Here is a 14,442-nt window from a genome sequence, read left to right as displayed (position 1 = left end):
GTTCGCTCAGGCAAAGGCTTTTCGTCCTCATTTTGACACCCCTAGTCCTGCTCGCGATCCTGCTTGGATATTGGCGATTTACGGTAGCCCAGCAAACTGCGCAGGAGTTGTTTGACGACAGCCTGCTATCTGCGGGCCTGGCGATTTCGCGCGATGTCACGATTTCTGAAGGCGATGCACTGCTGCCCTCTACGCGGAACATGATCCGAGATGCCTCGGGCGGAGAGGTCTTCTATCATGTGACAGGACCCGGCGGAATTTATGTGACCGGCTATGCTTACCCTCCAACCAGTGCAAGACCTGAAGATCAAAACCCCTATGAGCCCTTCTTTTTTGAAGCGATTTACCGGGGCGAACCTGTCCGCGTCCTCAGGATGACTGAACGGATCACTCTGGACAATCTTGTGGGGGATGCGACGGTTACGGCATGGCAACTCATGGCTGACCGCAACGCCTTCGCCAATGAATTGTCGATCCGCGCCATCATCCTCATGGGCATCCTTCTCGCCACTCTGGCACTTGTTGTCTGGTTCGGCGTCGCACGCGGCCTCAGACCTTTGCTGGACCTGCAGGACGCAATCGACCTTCGTTCGCCGGATGATCTCAGTGAGATCAAACGCCCGGTCCCGGTCGAAGTGCATGGCATCGTCCAAACACTGAACCGACTGTTTGGGCAGGTCGAACACAGCATCAACGCCCATCAAGTGTTTATCTCAGAAGCAGCGCATCAGCTGCGAAATCCGGCAGCTGCGGTCCAATCCATGGCCGAAGCTCTGCGTGACGCGAAAACGGATGGCGATAAAGAAGAGCGCATCGCAGAACTTGTGACCGCAGCGAAAAACTCTGCAACCGTGGCCGAGCAATTGTTGTCGCTCGAACGGCTCAGACACCCGACGCATCTGGGTAAGGCAGATGAGTTTGATTTCCGCTCAGTTGTCGAAGACTCCTGTGCGGAAATGGGTGTTCATATCCTCGCGAAGGGGATCGAATTCGAGGTCACCATGCCTGATGACGTGGTCTTGGTTTCAGGCGATCAGGTGTTTTTGGGCGAAGCGATCAAGAACCTGCTCGACAATTCCCTCAAGCACGGTGGGGAGGCGTTGAGCAGGATTTCAGTATTATTACAGCGTGATGATAGCACGGTGAGGCTGACGGTAGCCGATGACGGCGCCGGGCTTACACCCGACCAAAGCGAAGCGGCTTTCGGTCGATTTTCGCAGCTGGAACACTCACAGGGAAGTGGTCTTGGATTATCAATCGTCTCCGCCGTGGCGCAACGCCACGGAGGGCAGGTTTCGATCGATCCATCTAACAAAGGTGCAAGCCTTACGCTCACATTTCCGCATCAAGCAAGTAACCTTTAACGGCTGGTCAATAGGCAATACTCTCTCGCCTTGATGACGCGTTGATCGGCTCCGGTGTGATCATGTTAACCGCCTGCCTAATTCGGGCACCGAGAACACGGAAAACTCAATGCTCACGTGACAGAAGATTGGGTAGCGACGCATACATATTGATCTCGTTGCACACCAGCGGCTTAAAAATAGAGGGGCGATACATGTTGGTCACCGACACAAGCACCGAACTGCTTTCGTTGGGGCATCGAGCTCACTGATGTCTAACACTGAGTCTTTCAAACCACTTCATACGTTGTACTGGCGAGATTTTACGTTCTCAGAGTGCCCACTGGAAATCCAAACCGTAATACAAGAATAGAAAACAGGGACTATATCTATCGCTTCAAACCGTTAGGTAACCCCTCACTCCACTTTCGTAGCTCGTCGAGAAACCCGAGCGCTGTGCGGCCAAACTCGGTGATGGAATACTGAACGGACACCGGAGCGGTATTCATCACTTGCCGCGTAACCAGGCCCTGCTCCTCAAGCTGACGCAACCGCTCGGTGATCATCTTCTTGCTGGCCCCTCCGATCATGCGGGACAGATCATTGAAACGCACAGGACCATCCCTGAGGTGCCACAGGATCGATCCGGTCCATTTTCCGCCGATGATCCGCATTCCACGCTCGATGGCACATGGCTCCAGGCAGGCCTCCGAGACCTGTCGACGTCCTTTGGCATCCTCGTTAATCCGTGCCAGCATCGTCGTCCTTTCACTCAGGAAACTAGGTTACTAAAAGTATACTGGTTGATTTCTGCAACCTGCATCCTCAAGTTCCCTCTGAACCCAAGACAAGTCAAGGGTTCAGAGATTGTACCTATAGGATATGGACATGAGCAAAATCCTGATCGTGAACGGCACCCAGCCCTACGAATTCGCCCCCGGGCGGTTGAACGCCAGCCTGACGGACCATGCGCGTGAGGCGCTGACAGCCATGGGGCACGAGGTGCGCGTGACCACCGTTGCCGATGGTTACGACGCGAATGCCGAGGTCGAAGCGCACCTTTGGGCCGATACAGTTATCATGCAGTTCCCGGTGAACTGGATGGGCGTCCCGTGGATTTTCAAGAAATACATAGATGAGGTTTACACGGTCGGGATGGATGGTCGTCTGAGTGCAGGGGATGGCCGTACAACGGACGCGCCCAAGGCCAACTACGGTACAGGCGGCACGCTAAGCAGCAAGACATACATGCTGTCGGTCACGTTCAATGCGCCAAGAGAGGCTTTCGACGACGCATCCGAGCCGTTCTTTGCCGGTGGCAGCGTTGATGATCTGCTGCGCCCGATGCACCTGAACGCAAGGTTCTTGGCCATGCAGCCCCTGCCAACTTTTGCAGCGTTCGATGTTATGAAGAACCCGGAGATCGAAGCCGATTTTACCCGCTTTGATGCGCACCTGAAGGCCGCATTTGCCGAGGTCGAACATGTCCCGGCCTGATATCCACCTTTATACCGCCGGCACGATGAACGGCTACAAGCCGGTCATCTTTCTGGAAGAGGTAGGTGTGCCCTACGACCTGACTCACATCAACTTTTCCAAACAGGAACAGAAAGCGCCGGACTATCTGGCGCTGAACCCTAACGGTAAGATCCCGACTATCGAAGATCGTGCAGAAGGACGCGCTATCTTCGAATCCGGCGCGATCCTTTGGCATCTGGCCGAAAAGTATGGAAAATTCCTGCCGCCGGACCCGGTCAAACGATCCGAGGTGATGCAGTGGATGTTCTTCCAAGTGGGCCACGTCGGCCCGATGATGGGGCAGGCGATGTACTTCCAACACATCGCCGCACCCAATGGCCATGAAGAGCCCTTTTCAATCCGTCGCTACGTGGACGAAAGCCGCCGCTTGATGGAGGTGATGAACACGCGTCTGGACGGGCGCGAGTGGATCGCCGCAGACGAATATACCATCGCTGACATGATGCTGTACCCGTGGGCGCGTGCTTATGTCTGGGCACGGGTAGATGTGTCAGACCTGCCGCATCTGAATGCATGGTTCGACCGCGTTGATGCCCGGCCGGCCGTGCAGCGAGCGCTGACCATCCCCAAAGCAAACCCTCAATTCTGGGATGCAGACGCAGATGCCAGCGCCTTTGCCAAGGAGAACGCCGCGCGTTTTTCCGGCGATGTGAAAGGAACCTGAACCGTGCAAGACGCTCTCTCCATCCGTGTCGACATCGTGTCGGACGTTGTCTGCCCGTGGTGCGTGATTGGCTATCACCAACTGGCCAAGGCCGCGCACGATGCCGGGATCGAACTAGATATCCAATGGCACCCGTTCGAGCTGAACCCCCAAATGGCCGAGGGCGGAGAGAACCTGCGCGAGCATCTGGCTGCAAAATACGGGACAACTCTGGAAGGATCGATCAAGGCGCGTGCCCGCTTGACGCAGTTGGGAACCGCGCTTGGGTTTACCTTCAACTATGCGGACGACATGCGGATGTATAACACGTTTCGCGCACACCAACTGATCGACTGGGCCTCTGAACAAGGCAAGGGGCACGACATGAAACAGGCGCTGTTTGCAGCGTTCTTTACGCGCCGCGAGGACGTCTCGGACGTGCAGGTTCTGTCTGATGCAGCTGCCAGTATCGGATTGGACCGTGCTAAAGCTTTGATTATGCTGCAAAGCGGGGAACGGGCTGACAGCGTGCGCCAGAAAGAGCAGTTCTGGATCCGTCAAGGCATTCAGGGCGTCCCTGCAATGGTGTTCAACCAACGTCACCTCGTGACTGGCGCGCAAGGCGAAGAGAACTACACCCGAATCTTGCAGCAACTGCAAAACGATCAGGCCGCGTGACGCCTGCAGAGCCCGTCGCGGTTCGAACACCCCATGACAGATGCTTTTTGCCCGGCATGCCCTTGCCGAACAGCCATCGCAGGGGTTGTATGGTGCCAGTCTGCGCGACAAGCTTGGTGCAATACCAAAATCAGACATAAGGTGGCCGCATGTCGGCCACCTCAATCTATCAACTTCATGAGTTCATTCTTTATGGCCCTGCACGAACACCCCATGTGGCAAAGGCCTCAACATCACCAAGACCTTGACCATGCACATGACCACGTCCACTGGGCCGAGCTGTTCTATGACCTGATCCATGTCGTGACGATCTTCCTGTTGGGCAACTACCTGTCGCACCACCTTGATTTGCACGGATTTCTTGTGTTCGCAGGGGTTTTCATCACGCTGTGGTATGCGTGGGGTGAGCTCAGCATTTTCAATTCGATCTACATCAGCACCGATTTCTGGCACCGTCTCATCATGTCGGTGATGATCTGTACGGTGATGTTCATGGCCGCGGCGATCCCTGCGATTGACGGCAAGGGCTGGGTCTTTTTCGCCTTGGGCTTTGCCGCGAACCGGGCCATGATTGCAGCGCTTTACTATCGGGCTCGACGGGTCAATTCCTCGGGTGAGTCGATGTCGTCCGTGCAGATCCGCAACTTCTCGATCTTTGCGGTTATCTTTGCCATCACTGCATTTCTGCCGACACCTCTTGCCTATTGGGTATTCGCCGCCGCAATGGTGGCCACGCAGGCATTATACATGATCCCCGGTGTCACTGTCCTGCGTTTCGAGCGGTTCGTTCCGCGGCTTGGTCATATGGCTGAACGGTTTGCCCTGTTGACACTTATCGTATTGGGCGAAGGGTTCTTCAAACTCGTTGTCACCCTGTCCGAAAAAGGCATCTACAAAGTCTCGCCCGATGTGCTGGTCAACTTCATCATCGGCGGCGTTTCGATGTTCGTGATGTGTTGGATCTATTTCGATTTTGTCGGCAACGCCAAACCGAAGGACAAAAAGGTGTCGACCCTGGTCATCTGGTGGCTTGCGCACCTGATATTGATGCTTTGCGGCGTCATGGTCGGTGTGGCCCTTGCTGCAGAGGTCAAAGTCGGGTTCTGGGAGCCATACCCAATTGAATATGCCGCCTTTGGCTGTTTCGGCCTAGCCGGTTACATCGCCATGCTTTGGGTGCTTCAGAACGTCATCGAACACCGCCTTGCCTCGGATTTCGGGCGCTGGGATGTGCGGGTGTTCGGGATCATTCTGGCAATTGCCTGTTTCTATATCGTCCCACATGTCCCTTCATTGGTTGGCAATCTGGTCTGGGGTATCGCCCTACTCTCGCAAATCGCGTTTCCGTTGATGCGCGCCTGGTCGAAGTTTCGACATGAGTGAAGCTGTGACAGGTTCAAGCGGGCTGAGAAGACGAGTGTATTGGTGGCTCGAACGCCCGGACCGGGCTGCCAAGGGTCCTTGGTTGCTGGAAATAGCTCTGATCGCCCTGATAACTCTGAACGTGGCCGCTGTCATCCTTGAGACGGTCGACTCTATCTACGACCGCTGGGGTTTCGCGCTTAACCTGTTCGAGGGTCTTTCTCTGTTCGTATTCGTGGTCGAATACGTGGCCAGACTCTGGGTCGCGGCGGAGAACCCCAAGTATGAAACGCGTGCGTCCTGGGCCGTTTCTCCGATCGCCATCATCGACTTGCTGGCGATATTGCCAGCGCTGCTCTACCTGCTCTTCCCGGTTGACCTGCGTCTGCTACGGACCTTCCGTATGTTGCGGCTACTCAAACTCACGCGGTACTCGCCCGCACTCGGCATGTTGCTTGCCGTGTTCGAGGAGGAGGCTGGCGCTTTTTTTGCAGGTTTCTTCATCCTGATGGTGATGCTGATCTTTGCGGCGAGCGGTGCTTGGCTGGCAGAGCATAAGGCGCAACCCGAGGCGTTCGGTTCCATCCCCGCGGCGATGTGGTGGGCGATGGCGACATTGACGACCGTTGGCTATGGCGACGTGACCCCCGTAACGGTCGCGGGCAAGGTTTTCGGCGCTGCGATCACAGTGATCGGCATTGGTATGGCCGCTTTGCCCGCAGGGATCATCGCCAGCGGTCTGAATGATCAGTTGCACCGCCGACGCGCCAGCCTGGAGCACGAGTTCCGAAAGGCGCTGGAAGACGGCGACATCTGTGAGGCGGACGAGGCAGACATCGATGCCGTTCGCAAGCAGTTGGGACTGTCTCGCCGCGCGGCAGACCATATCCGGGATCGTGTGCATGCTGAAACGTTGTCAGAAACCGATCACTGCCCTACCTGCGGTCAACCGACTGAGCAAAAGGTTAAGACCTGAGCGATCATTTGGTTCCAGTATCGGTTGGTTTGTCCGCTCCAAACAGGCTGTCCACGGTGCCCGAGATTTGCTGGGAAAAACTGTCTGCCAGCTCTTTGGCGTTGGCTTTTCCGTACATTCCGCTGATCGCGTTCAGGGAAATGGCAAAATACTGTACCGCTCCGATCAGTTGAAAGACTTGAGTGCGCAGTTCGGTTTCACTGGCATCCTGACCAACTGGAGTACTGCGAGAAATTTCCACTAACCTGTCCAGATAGACCTTCATAGGCCAAACCTTTGCGTTCTCATCGGCGTCCAGCAACGCCCGAACGGTCAGGCGTGCGTCATCAGGCCGTGACAAGTTGGACGCCAGAAAACGATTGAAATAGGCTTTGAGGTGCATCATCGGGTCAGGGTGCTTTGCCGCTTCAACTTCGGCAAATTGCCGATCAGCGAGACCAGAAAGAACCTCGGAGTACAGCCGTTGCTTTGTCCCAAAGAAGTGTAGCAGCGCCTGTTTTGAAACACCTGCTTCACCCGCCAATGCAGCAAGGCTTACGCCATGATAGCCGTTCGCAGCAAACTGTTTCGAGGCAATTTCCAGATAGCCCGCCCTCGCATCATTCTGCCTGTTCATCTATCGAACTCCGTTTCTGACGTTAAGTATCAGATGCACTGCAACTTACCAAGTGGTAAGTAACTTACCGATTGGTAAGTGGAGGATCAAGCGATGGACAGACAAACCGAAATCGGGCTGATAAAGGAGATCATCGGGCTCGCGGATCAGAAATCGGCTTTTCTTGACGACACGATCGCGCATTCCCCGATTTCACGCTATTCCAGCCCCGAACGATTCGAGCGCGAGCGCGCTATGATCTTTCAGCGACGCCCCGTCATCGTCGCGCAAAGCTCGGAGCTAGAAGGACCCCGCGCTTTCCTCACCAAACGGTTCTTTGACTTACCCGTTCTGCTGACACGTGACGAAGATGGAATGGCCCGCGCCTTTCTCAATGTCTGCCGTCATCGCAGTGCAACGTTGGAGCGAGAGGCCAAAGGCTGCAAGCGCGTCTTCACTTGCCCGTACCATGCCTGGAGTTGGACCAACGAAGGTGAGTTGCGAGCCGTGCCGCAAGAAGCACAGGGATTTCCCGATCTGCCCCGCGCCGAACGCGGCCTACGCCGATTGCCCTGTGTCGAAATGCACGGATTTATTTGGATAGTCGCCAATCCCGATGCCGCAGAGATGCCCAATATGGACAATTGGCTTGCGGGTATTAGCCGCGATCTGGACTGGATTGGTTTAGATCAACACCGCATCGCAGCGATTCAGGAAATTGACATCAAGGCAAATTGGAAGCTGTTGATGGAAGGCGGGATGGAAGCTTATCATTTCCGGGTTGCTCACAAGAATACAATAGGCCCCTATTTCCCTGACAACCTGCTGACATACCAGATGTTCGGCCCTCACATGCGTGCAATTCTGCCTCGCATTTCGATGCCGGATCTGCGCGATACACCCGAAGACAAATGGGAGATCCGGCGGGATGCCAATATGGTGTTTACCCTGATGGCGAACACTCAGCTTCTGGTGCAGCAGGATCATGTTATGTGGTTCCATTTCGAACCCATCGCCCATGACTTGACCCATGTCCGCATGGCAACGTTGGTTCCGAGATCCGCGCCAGATACGGAGGAGATGCAGGCGCATTGGGATAGAAACCAAAAGATCACTGTGATCGCCTTGACGGAGGATTTCGAGTTGGGCGAAGAAATCCAATCCGGCTTTGCCTCGCGCGGCAATCCAAGCCATCTATTCGGGCGTTTCGAGGGGGCACTAAACAGGTTTAATATCTGCATCGAAGAAATGCTTGCGAATTAACGACCTCAGACCTTTGCCTTAGCGGTTTTGGGTTTCGTACTGATGCACTAACCTGCAACGGCGCTTCGGTTGCGGTTAAGGTAAGTTTCAAAATGCAATCGCTGTTCCGGTATTCTATTGGTTGCATTGGGCTCGTCACAGGCATTCCCTGAAACCAAGATCAATGACTGCTGTCGGGTGGATTGAAGTAGATGGTGCCTTTGGTCGACGGTTGAGCTGACCATTTGACCAAGGGTCGCTTCACATGAAACCTGTTTGGTGTTGTTGCCAGTTTGTTATGGCGCTTATTTGCTTTCAGTGGTTGTTGTGTTCCGATCAAAATCGGGCGCTGGAAAGCCGGTGCCCAATGCCACTTATGTGCGAGAGACCAACCTTTAGCGACTATTCATGACGGGTCCGTTTATCACCTAACTCCTGGTCTTGGCGCTGGGATATCCTACAAGGCGCAGGACATCCTTTTGGGTCATGTTTCCCAAGGTGGCTTTGCGCCAATCTCCGCGATCAGAAAGTCGATGAACACTCGCACTTTCGGGGACAGTACGTTGGACTTGGGATAGATCAGCCACAAGACATTGTCTTCTGTGGCCTCAAAGTTCGGCAACACCTGTGTCAATCGGCCTGACTTCAGTTTGTCATGTACACTCCACAGAGCGTTCAAGGAAATACCGGCCCCCGCGAGTGTGGCACGGACCTGGCTTTGGCCGTCGTCGATAATCAATTGCCCTTTGGCCGATGCAGGGTCGAAGACGGCTTTCTCACCTGCTGGCCCTGTCAGCAGGCGCGGTTGGCGATTTTGAAAGGCGATCAGGTGGTGGGTTGCCAGATCCGCAGGTGTTTTGGGAATGCCGTAGGTATCGAGATAGTGCGGAGCAGCGCAAAGAATGCGGCGGTCATCGGCCAATTTTCGACCTTTCAGACTGGTGTCGACAAGCGGCGCATTCCTGAGGGCAAGGTCGTAGCTCCCTTCGATCAGATCGAACTGCACATCCGACAGGCGTAGATCAAGCGTGAGGTCGGGGTGCTGTTGAAGGAACTTTGGAAGGATCGGTGCGATGTAGAGTTGCGCAAAGGTGCTTGGCGCAGCGAAGCGCAATGTGCCCTGGATCGCTGACGTCTGCTTGCCCAGCGCCGCCAGTGCCGCCTCTTCCTGCGCGATGATCTCGCGCGCGAAAGGCAGGAAATCGGCACCCTCGACCGACAGCGACACTTTGCGCGTCGTACGGTGCAAAAGTTCGGAACCCAAGTTCTGCTCCAACTTGGCGAGCTTTGCGCTGGAGACGGCTGGGGCCATGCCCAACGCGCGCCCCGCAGCGCTGATGTTCAACATTTCAGCAGCACTTACAAACAATCGTAGCGCGTCTGTATCAAGACCCATTATACTCAAAACCCGAATTATCAATCTATAAGTAAGCAGTTTATATGCAATTTGATCGGCATTAAATCCTTTTCCTAGACGCAGCATAGCTCAGGCAGGAGGCGCAAATGACACGTATGGCCACAGTCAACTACCATGTACACAAACCCCATCGGCAAGCCTTTGAACTTGATGCAGGTGGGATCGCAGGTAACCTGATTTCCCCCGAGCTGGACCCGAAATCCGTTGTGCTGGCAGACAATCGCGCGACGACCACATCTGTCACATTTGCAGCTGATTCCATTGAATTCACATCGCTCTCAACGCACGTCCGGGACTTTGCAGGCGACGTCTGGAAACAGACATATGATGCGGAACTGACAGCGATGCTTTTGGACAGGCTGGGCGCGCGGGAGGTTGTGATCTTTGATCATACTGTTCGGGTGGACGACCCTGAGGCAACGCGCAAGCCCGCACGAAACGTCCACAGTGACTACAGCAAGGATGGAGCCGAGCAACGGCTTGTTGACCTGTTGGGCGCCCAGGCTGCTGCGGAATGGGCACAAGGTCACTACGCTTTTGTCAATGTGTGGCGCCCTGTGGAGCATCCGATCAATTCAGCACCCCTTGGCTTTGTCCTCCCGTCATCGGTTGAGTCATTCGACTGGATACTGCTGGATCTGATCTATCCCGACCGCGAAGGGCAAATCATGGGGCTGGTGGGAAACCCCAAGCATGAATGGATCTATCACTCCAAGATGACGCCGGATGAGGTCGCGATTTTCAACATCTATGACAATCAAGGATTACCTTCGATTGCGCATAGCGCGCTCGATATGGTCGAAGATCCAAGCATCTCCACCATTCGCAAAAGCATCGAGAGTCGCACCTTGGTGCGCTATTAATAGGGCCGCAAGATGTTGGATAAAATGCAGCCTAACGAGTTTGCCCAGATCAATGTGGCCTACAACCGGGTGTTCCGTCCCGGGCGGTTGAGCATTGGCCTCGTGCTGCCGCTCGAAGCATACGCAGTCGGTGCCGAGCCGAAACTGCGGAGACATCTAGAAGCGGCTCAGAGGGCAGAGGAACTTGGGTTTGCCGCGCTTTGGCTGCGCGACGTGCCCTTCAATGTTCCGAGCTTCGGGGATCCCGGGCAGGTTTTCGATCCATTTGTCTATCTGGGTGCGCTCGCCACGGTGACGGATCAGATTGCGCTTGGAACGGCGAGCGTGATCCTACCATTGCGTCACTCCGCCCATGTCGCCAAGGCAGCGGCGTCAGCGGATATGCTCTCGGGTGGGCGGTTGCTGTTGGGCGTTGCTTCCGGTGATCGGCCCGAGGAGTACCCGGCAATGAACCAGAGCTATGACGATCGTGGGGCTCGTTTCCGCGACAGCATTGACTACATCCGCACGGTCGGATCGACCTATCCCAAGTATGAAAGCGCGCGGGGCACTCTGTCTGGCGGTATTGATCTGTTGCCAAAGCCGCATGGCACCCGCCTGCCGATGCTAATCACCGGCGGAAGCCAACAAACACCTGATTGGGTGGCGCAGAACGGAGACGGTTGGATGACCTATCCTCGGAACGCGGCGGCTCAGGGCCAGGTCATCGCGGATTACAGAAGACGCGTGAAGGCTGCAGGCCAACCAGACAAACCAGTCATGCAATCACTCTATGTCGATGTTGTTGCCGATCCCGCTGCGCCTCCGCGCCCGATCCACCTTGGGTTTCAGTCTGGAACTGATTTTCTGCGCAGTTATCTGCGCGAGATTGAAGCGCTCGGGGTCAATCACGTCGCACTGAACCTAAGGTTCAATCAAGCCCCCGTCGACACAACCCTCGAACATCTGGCGGACGCTGTACTGCCTGACTTTTCCTAAAGGATCAGACCCGATGACCAAGACTATTCTCATTACAGGTTCAACCGACGGCATTGGCCTGCTCACGGCAAAGAAACTGGCCTCCGACGGACATAAAGTGCTCCTGCATGGACGCAGCACATCAAAATTGGAGAGCACCGCCACCGAAGTCGGAGGTGACGTCGAAACCTATGCCGCTGACCTGAGCGATCTGTCCGCAGTTCGAAAGCTGGCCGAAAATGTGCGTGCCAAACATGACAATCTGGATGTGTTGATCAACAACGCGGGCGTGCTGAAGGCTCCGCAAACCGTGCTTGAGAATGGGCAGGACATCCGCTTTGTCGTGAACACGCTTGCGCCTTATCTGCTGACCGAATTGCTACTGCCGATCATTCCCGCCGACGGGCGCGTCGTGAACCTGTCATCGGCCGCACAGGCCCCGGTCAACATCAAGGCCATGCAAGGCAATATCCTGCTGACGGACATGGAAGCCTATGCCCAAAGCAAGCTGGCGATCACCATCTGGACCCAGGAATGGGTCAAAACACTATCCAATGCGCCGGTGATGGTTGCTGTAAATCCCGGATCACTTTTGGCCTCAAAGATGGTGAAAGAGGGCTTTGGCGTTGCCGGGAACGACATGAGCACTGGCGCTGCTATTCTGATTGATGCGGCTCTGGGTGCGCGGTTCGCCGACGCTTCAGGTGCCTATTTTGACAATGACAGTGGGGATTTCGCGGATCCACATGCCGCAGCGCTCGACAAAGGTCACGCTGCCGATGTCATGAACACCATCAGAGGCTTGATCAACCAGACGAGCTGACCCGAGCGGCGCGCTAGCGCCAAACACATCCATCTTTACCTCTCCCTCTCCCTCACGCGTGCCGCGTCGAGGCCCCAGAAAGGACTGCCTGATGAAGTACGAGAATTTTCAAACTTTTGACGTAGCCGTCGAAAACGGCATCGCCACAGTGACATTCAACTTTGGCTCCGTGAACGTGCAAGGCCAGGAAATGCTGGCAGACCTCAACAGCCTGGCCATGCGGTTGGAGCGCGACCGCGATACCAAGGTTGTAATCTTTCAATCCGCCAACCCGGAAATCTGGGTTTGCCACTACGATACCGACCTGCTCAAGGACATGTCGACCGAGGCGGTATCCCGCGAGGACGCTCAGCTCCTGGACCTGCAATCGGCTTGCGAACGGATCAGTAAGGTGCCGCAAGCCACCATCGCAAAGCTGGAAGGGTTTGCACGCGGTGGCGGGCATGAGTTGGCGTTGGCGCTCGACATGCGCTTTGCTGCGCGGGGAAAGTACAAGTTCATGCAGATGGAGGTCGGAATGGGCATCCTGCCCTGCGGCGGAGGTGCCTCGCGCATGGCGCGCCAAACCGGCCTTGGCAAAGCACTTGAGATCATCTTGAGCGCGCAAGACTATGACGCGGATGATGCAGAGCGTCTGGGCACCATCAACAAGGCTTTGGAGCCGGATGAGATTGGCCCCTATGTGACGGCGCTGGCCGAACGGATCGCAAAATTCCCAGCCGAGGCGATCAATGCCTGCAAGCAGATGGTCTATGAATCCATCGACAAGCCCATTGATGAAGCGCTGAAAGCCGAAGCGTATTGGCTCTATCAGGCCACCAGCAAGACCCCGGCTGTCAAACGCTTCACCATCGCGGATGAACAAGGTTTGGAACACGACATCGAAAACCAGCGCAAATGGAGCGATCTGGTGATGCAGGTGCAGGACATCAGCTAATCCCAACGACTTGATCACGTCAGGGCGTCCGGTTTCGACGCATCTTCTGACGTGGCATCAGAAAAGGAACATCCCAATGAAAGCAATGGTTCTGAAATCCTACGGACCCGACGCGCCGTTCGAGCTTGCCGAGATGCCCGACCCGGTCGCGACATCTGGACATGTGGTCGTCAAAGTGGCTGCGACCAGCGTCAACACTGTCGACACGATGATCCGAAGCATGGGCGCAGAGCTGCCTCTGTCCCCCGGGCTGCCTGCTGTGCTAGGTATGGATTTCTCTGGCACGGTCGTTGCGATTGGCGACGGTGTGACAAGTTTTGCCATAGGCGATGAGGTGTATGGTTGCGCTGGTGGATTGATGGATTTCCCGGGCGCTTTGGCGGAGTACATTAACGCAGATGCGCGCCTGATTGCCCACAAACCCAAGACGCTGAGCATGCGAGAAACCGCGGCTCTGCCTCTCGTCGGCATCACCGCCTACGAAGGGCTGACACGTGCCGGTGTTGGCGAGGGGCAAACCGTGCTGGTTCAGGGCGGCGCTGGTGATGTTGGCCATGTCGCCGTGCAAATCGCCCGCCACCTTGGCGCAACCGTGTCCGCAACAGGTCGCGGTGCTGATCAGTTGGCCCTGATCGGAGGACTGGGTGCGCGTCCCTTGGATTTCACAACGCAAAAGGTCGAAGACTACGTGGCCGCGCACACTGGTGGCGCGGGCTTCGATGTGGTGTTTGACAGCGTCGGTGGGGCAAATATGACGAACTCATTTGAAGCAGCCAAGCTCAATGGCCATGTCGCCTCAACGGTTGCGATGGTCGAGATTGATCTAACGCCTGCGCATTTCAAAGGCCTGTCCCTACATGTCGTCTTCATGTTGATCCCAATGATGCATGATGTCGGGCGGCAAACCCATGGCGACATCCTGCGGACACTGGCGGATCTGGCGGATGCAGGCGGGCTCAAACCCATTGTTGACGAGCGGAAGTTTGGGTGGGCCGATGTCGGCGCCGCTCATGCACATCTGACGAATGGGGATGCGGTCGGGAAAGTTGTTGTAGAGCTGTAATTTG

General features: G+C 55.7%; 15 protein-coding genes. 12 read left to right on the top strand and 3 right to left on the bottom strand.

Going from position 1 to position 14,442, the window contains the following annotated elements; translation table 11 throughout:
- The first annotated feature begins 32 nt into the window (after window positions 1-32).
- Window positions 33-1,364 (top strand): sensor histidine kinase, encoded by a 1,332-nt coding sequence (locus ACR0AZ_RS00220; protein ID WP_480666477.1) that lies wholly within the window; start codon window positions 33-35, stop codon window positions 1,362-1,364.
- Between the two features lie 368 nt (window positions 1,365-1,732).
- On the opposite strand, the gene ACR0AZ_RS00215 is transcribed toward ACR0AZ_RS00220, so the two are convergent.
- Window positions 1,733-2,101 carry a winged helix-turn-helix transcriptional regulator gene (locus ACR0AZ_RS00215; protein ID WP_480666476.1) on the bottom strand — a complete coding sequence of 123 codons (369 nt, stop codon included), beginning with the start codon at window positions 2,099-2,101 and terminating at the stop codon, window positions 1,733-1,735.
- 130 nt (window positions 2,102-2,231) lie between these two features.
- On the opposite strand from ACR0AZ_RS00215, the gene ACR0AZ_RS00210 reads away from it, so the two are divergent.
- The 5 genes from ACR0AZ_RS00210 to ACR0AZ_RS00190 all read left to right on the top strand — a co-directional run bounded on the left by ACR0AZ_RS00210 (window position 2,232) and on the right by ACR0AZ_RS00190 (window position 6,541).
- On the top strand, window positions 2,232-2,840 hold the full coding sequence (locus tag ACR0AZ_RS00210; protein WP_480468913.1) for an NAD(P)H-dependent oxidoreductase: 609 nt from the start codon (window positions 2,232-2,234) through the stop codon (window positions 2,838-2,840).
- Entirely contained in the window at window positions 2,827-3,546 is a 720-nt protein-coding gene (locus ACR0AZ_RS00205) for a glutathione S-transferase family protein (RefSeq protein WP_480468912.1), read from the top strand. The genes ACR0AZ_RS00210 and ACR0AZ_RS00205 overlap by 14 nt, the downstream gene beginning before the upstream one ends.
- A gap of 3 nt (window positions 3,547-3,549) precedes the next feature.
- Window positions 3,550-4,203 (top strand): DsbA family oxidoreductase, encoded by a 654-nt coding sequence (locus tag ACR0AZ_RS00200; RefSeq protein ID WP_480468911.1) that lies wholly within the window; start codon window positions 3,550-3,552, stop codon window positions 4,201-4,203.
- Between the two features lie 177 nt (window positions 4,204-4,380).
- A complete protein-coding gene (locus ACR0AZ_RS00195) occupies window positions 4,381-5,586 on the top strand; it encodes a low temperature requirement protein A (RefSeq protein WP_480666475.1) in 1,206 nt (401 codons plus the stop codon).
- 34 nt (window positions 5,587-5,620) lie between these two features.
- Window positions 5,621-6,541: an ion transporter gene (locus ACR0AZ_RS00190; RefSeq protein WP_480468909.1), complete on the top strand. Its 921-nt coding sequence runs from the start codon at window positions 5,621-5,623 to the stop codon at window positions 6,539-6,541.
- 4 nt (window positions 6,542-6,545) lie between these two features.
- Here ACR0AZ_RS00190 and ACR0AZ_RS00185 read toward each other — a convergent pair whose 3' ends face one another.
- The gene (locus ACR0AZ_RS00185; RefSeq protein WP_480468908.1) at window positions 6,546-7,157 is read right to left on the bottom strand and encodes a TetR/AcrR family transcriptional regulator; all 612 of its coding nucleotides are present in this window, start codon (window positions 7,155-7,157) and stop codon (window positions 6,546-6,548) included.
- A gap of 93 nt (window positions 7,158-7,250) precedes the next feature.
- Between ACR0AZ_RS00185 and ACR0AZ_RS00180 the strand changes: the two genes are divergently transcribed.
- On the top strand, window positions 7,251-8,399 hold the full coding sequence (locus tag ACR0AZ_RS00180; protein ID WP_480666474.1) for an aromatic ring-hydroxylating oxygenase subunit alpha: 1,149 nt from the start codon (window positions 7,251-7,253) through the stop codon (window positions 8,397-8,399).
- A 463-nt stretch (window positions 8,400-8,862) separates the two neighbouring features.
- Here the strand turns inward: ACR0AZ_RS00180 and ACR0AZ_RS00175 are convergent, their stop codons facing one another.
- On the bottom strand, window positions 8,863-9,774 hold the full coding sequence (locus ACR0AZ_RS00175) for a LysR family transcriptional regulator (RefSeq protein WP_480468906.1): 912 nt from the start codon (window positions 9,772-9,774) through the stop codon (window positions 8,863-8,865).
- A 107-nt stretch (window positions 9,775-9,881) separates the two neighbouring features.
- On the opposite strand from ACR0AZ_RS00175, the gene ACR0AZ_RS00170 reads away from it, so the two are divergent.
- From ACR0AZ_RS00170 to ACR0AZ_RS00150, 5 genes are all read left to right on the top strand, one after another.
- Window positions 9,882-10,658, top strand: a complete 777-nt coding sequence (locus ACR0AZ_RS00170; protein ID WP_480666473.1) for a CmcJ/NvfI family oxidoreductase — start codon at window positions 9,882-9,884, stop codon at window positions 10,656-10,658.
- Between the two features lie 12 nt (window positions 10,659-10,670).
- The gene (locus ACR0AZ_RS00165; RefSeq protein ID WP_480666472.1) at window positions 10,671-11,636 is read left to right on the top strand and encodes an LLM class oxidoreductase; all 966 of its coding nucleotides are present in this window, start codon (window positions 10,671-10,673) and stop codon (window positions 11,634-11,636) included.
- A 13-nt stretch (window positions 11,637-11,649) separates the two neighbouring features.
- Window positions 11,650-12,438, top strand: coding sequence for an SDR family NAD(P)-dependent oxidoreductase (locus ACR0AZ_RS00160; protein WP_480666471.1), 789 nt, complete (start codon window positions 11,650-11,652; stop codon window positions 12,436-12,438).
- Between the two features lie 91 nt (window positions 12,439-12,529).
- Window positions 12,530-13,375 carry an enoyl-CoA hydratase/isomerase family protein gene (locus ACR0AZ_RS00155; protein ID WP_480666470.1) on the top strand — a complete coding sequence of 282 codons (846 nt, stop codon included), beginning with the start codon at window positions 12,530-12,532 and terminating at the stop codon, window positions 13,373-13,375.
- A 76-nt stretch (window positions 13,376-13,451) separates the two neighbouring features.
- Window positions 13,452-14,438 (top strand): zinc-dependent alcohol dehydrogenase family protein, encoded by a 987-nt coding sequence (locus ACR0AZ_RS00150; protein WP_480666468.1) that lies wholly within the window; start codon window positions 13,452-13,454, stop codon window positions 14,436-14,438.
- The last annotated feature ends 4 nt before the right edge of the window (window positions 14,439-14,442 follow it).

Source organism: Ruegeria sp. BE3 (assembly GCF_056538865.1).
This window is presented reverse-complemented; position numbering and strand designations above follow the sequence as displayed.

Bases quoted from the DNA above. Each gene is read 5' to 3' on its own strand.
- ACR0AZ_RS00205 (WP_480468912.1), top strand. From the start codon at position 2,827: ATGTCCCGGCCTGATATCCACCTTTATACCGCCGGCACGATGAACGGC.
- ACR0AZ_RS00215 (WP_480666476.1), bottom strand. From the start codon at position 2,101: ATGCTGGCACGGATTAACGAGGATGCCAAAGGACGTCGACAGGTCTCG.
- ACR0AZ_RS00210 (WP_480468913.1), top strand. From the start codon at position 2,232: ATGAGCAAAATCCTGATCGTGAACGGCACCCAGCCCTACGAATTCGCC.
- ACR0AZ_RS00170 (WP_480666473.1), top strand. From the start codon at position 9,882: ATGACACGTATGGCCACAGTCAACTACCATGTACACAAACCCCATCGG.
- ACR0AZ_RS00165 (WP_480666472.1), top strand. From the start codon at position 10,671: ATGTTGGATAAAATGCAGCCTAACGAGTTTGCCCAGATCAATGTGGCC.
- ACR0AZ_RS00185 (WP_480468908.1), bottom strand. From the start codon at position 7,157: ATGAACAGGCAGAATGATGCGAGGGCGGGCTATCTGGAAATTGCCTCG.
- ACR0AZ_RS00160 (WP_480666471.1), top strand. From the start codon at position 11,650: ATGACCAAGACTATTCTCATTACAGGTTCAACCGACGGCATTGGCCTG.
- ACR0AZ_RS00175 (WP_480468906.1), bottom strand. From the start codon at position 9,774: ATGGGTCTTGATACAGACGCGCTACGATTGTTTGTAAGTGCTGCTGAA.
- ACR0AZ_RS00155 (WP_480666470.1), top strand. From the start codon at position 12,530: ATGAAGTACGAGAATTTTCAAACTTTTGACGTAGCCGTCGAAAACGGC.
- ACR0AZ_RS00195 (WP_480666475.1), top strand. From the start codon at position 4,381: ATGAGTTCATTCTTTATGGCCCTGCACGAACACCCCATGTGGCAAAGG.
- ACR0AZ_RS00150 (WP_480666468.1), top strand. From the start codon at position 13,452: ATGAAAGCAATGGTTCTGAAATCCTACGGACCCGACGCGCCGTTCGAG.
- ACR0AZ_RS00180 (WP_480666474.1), top strand. From the start codon at position 7,251: ATGGACAGACAAACCGAAATCGGGCTGATAAAGGAGATCATCGGGCTC.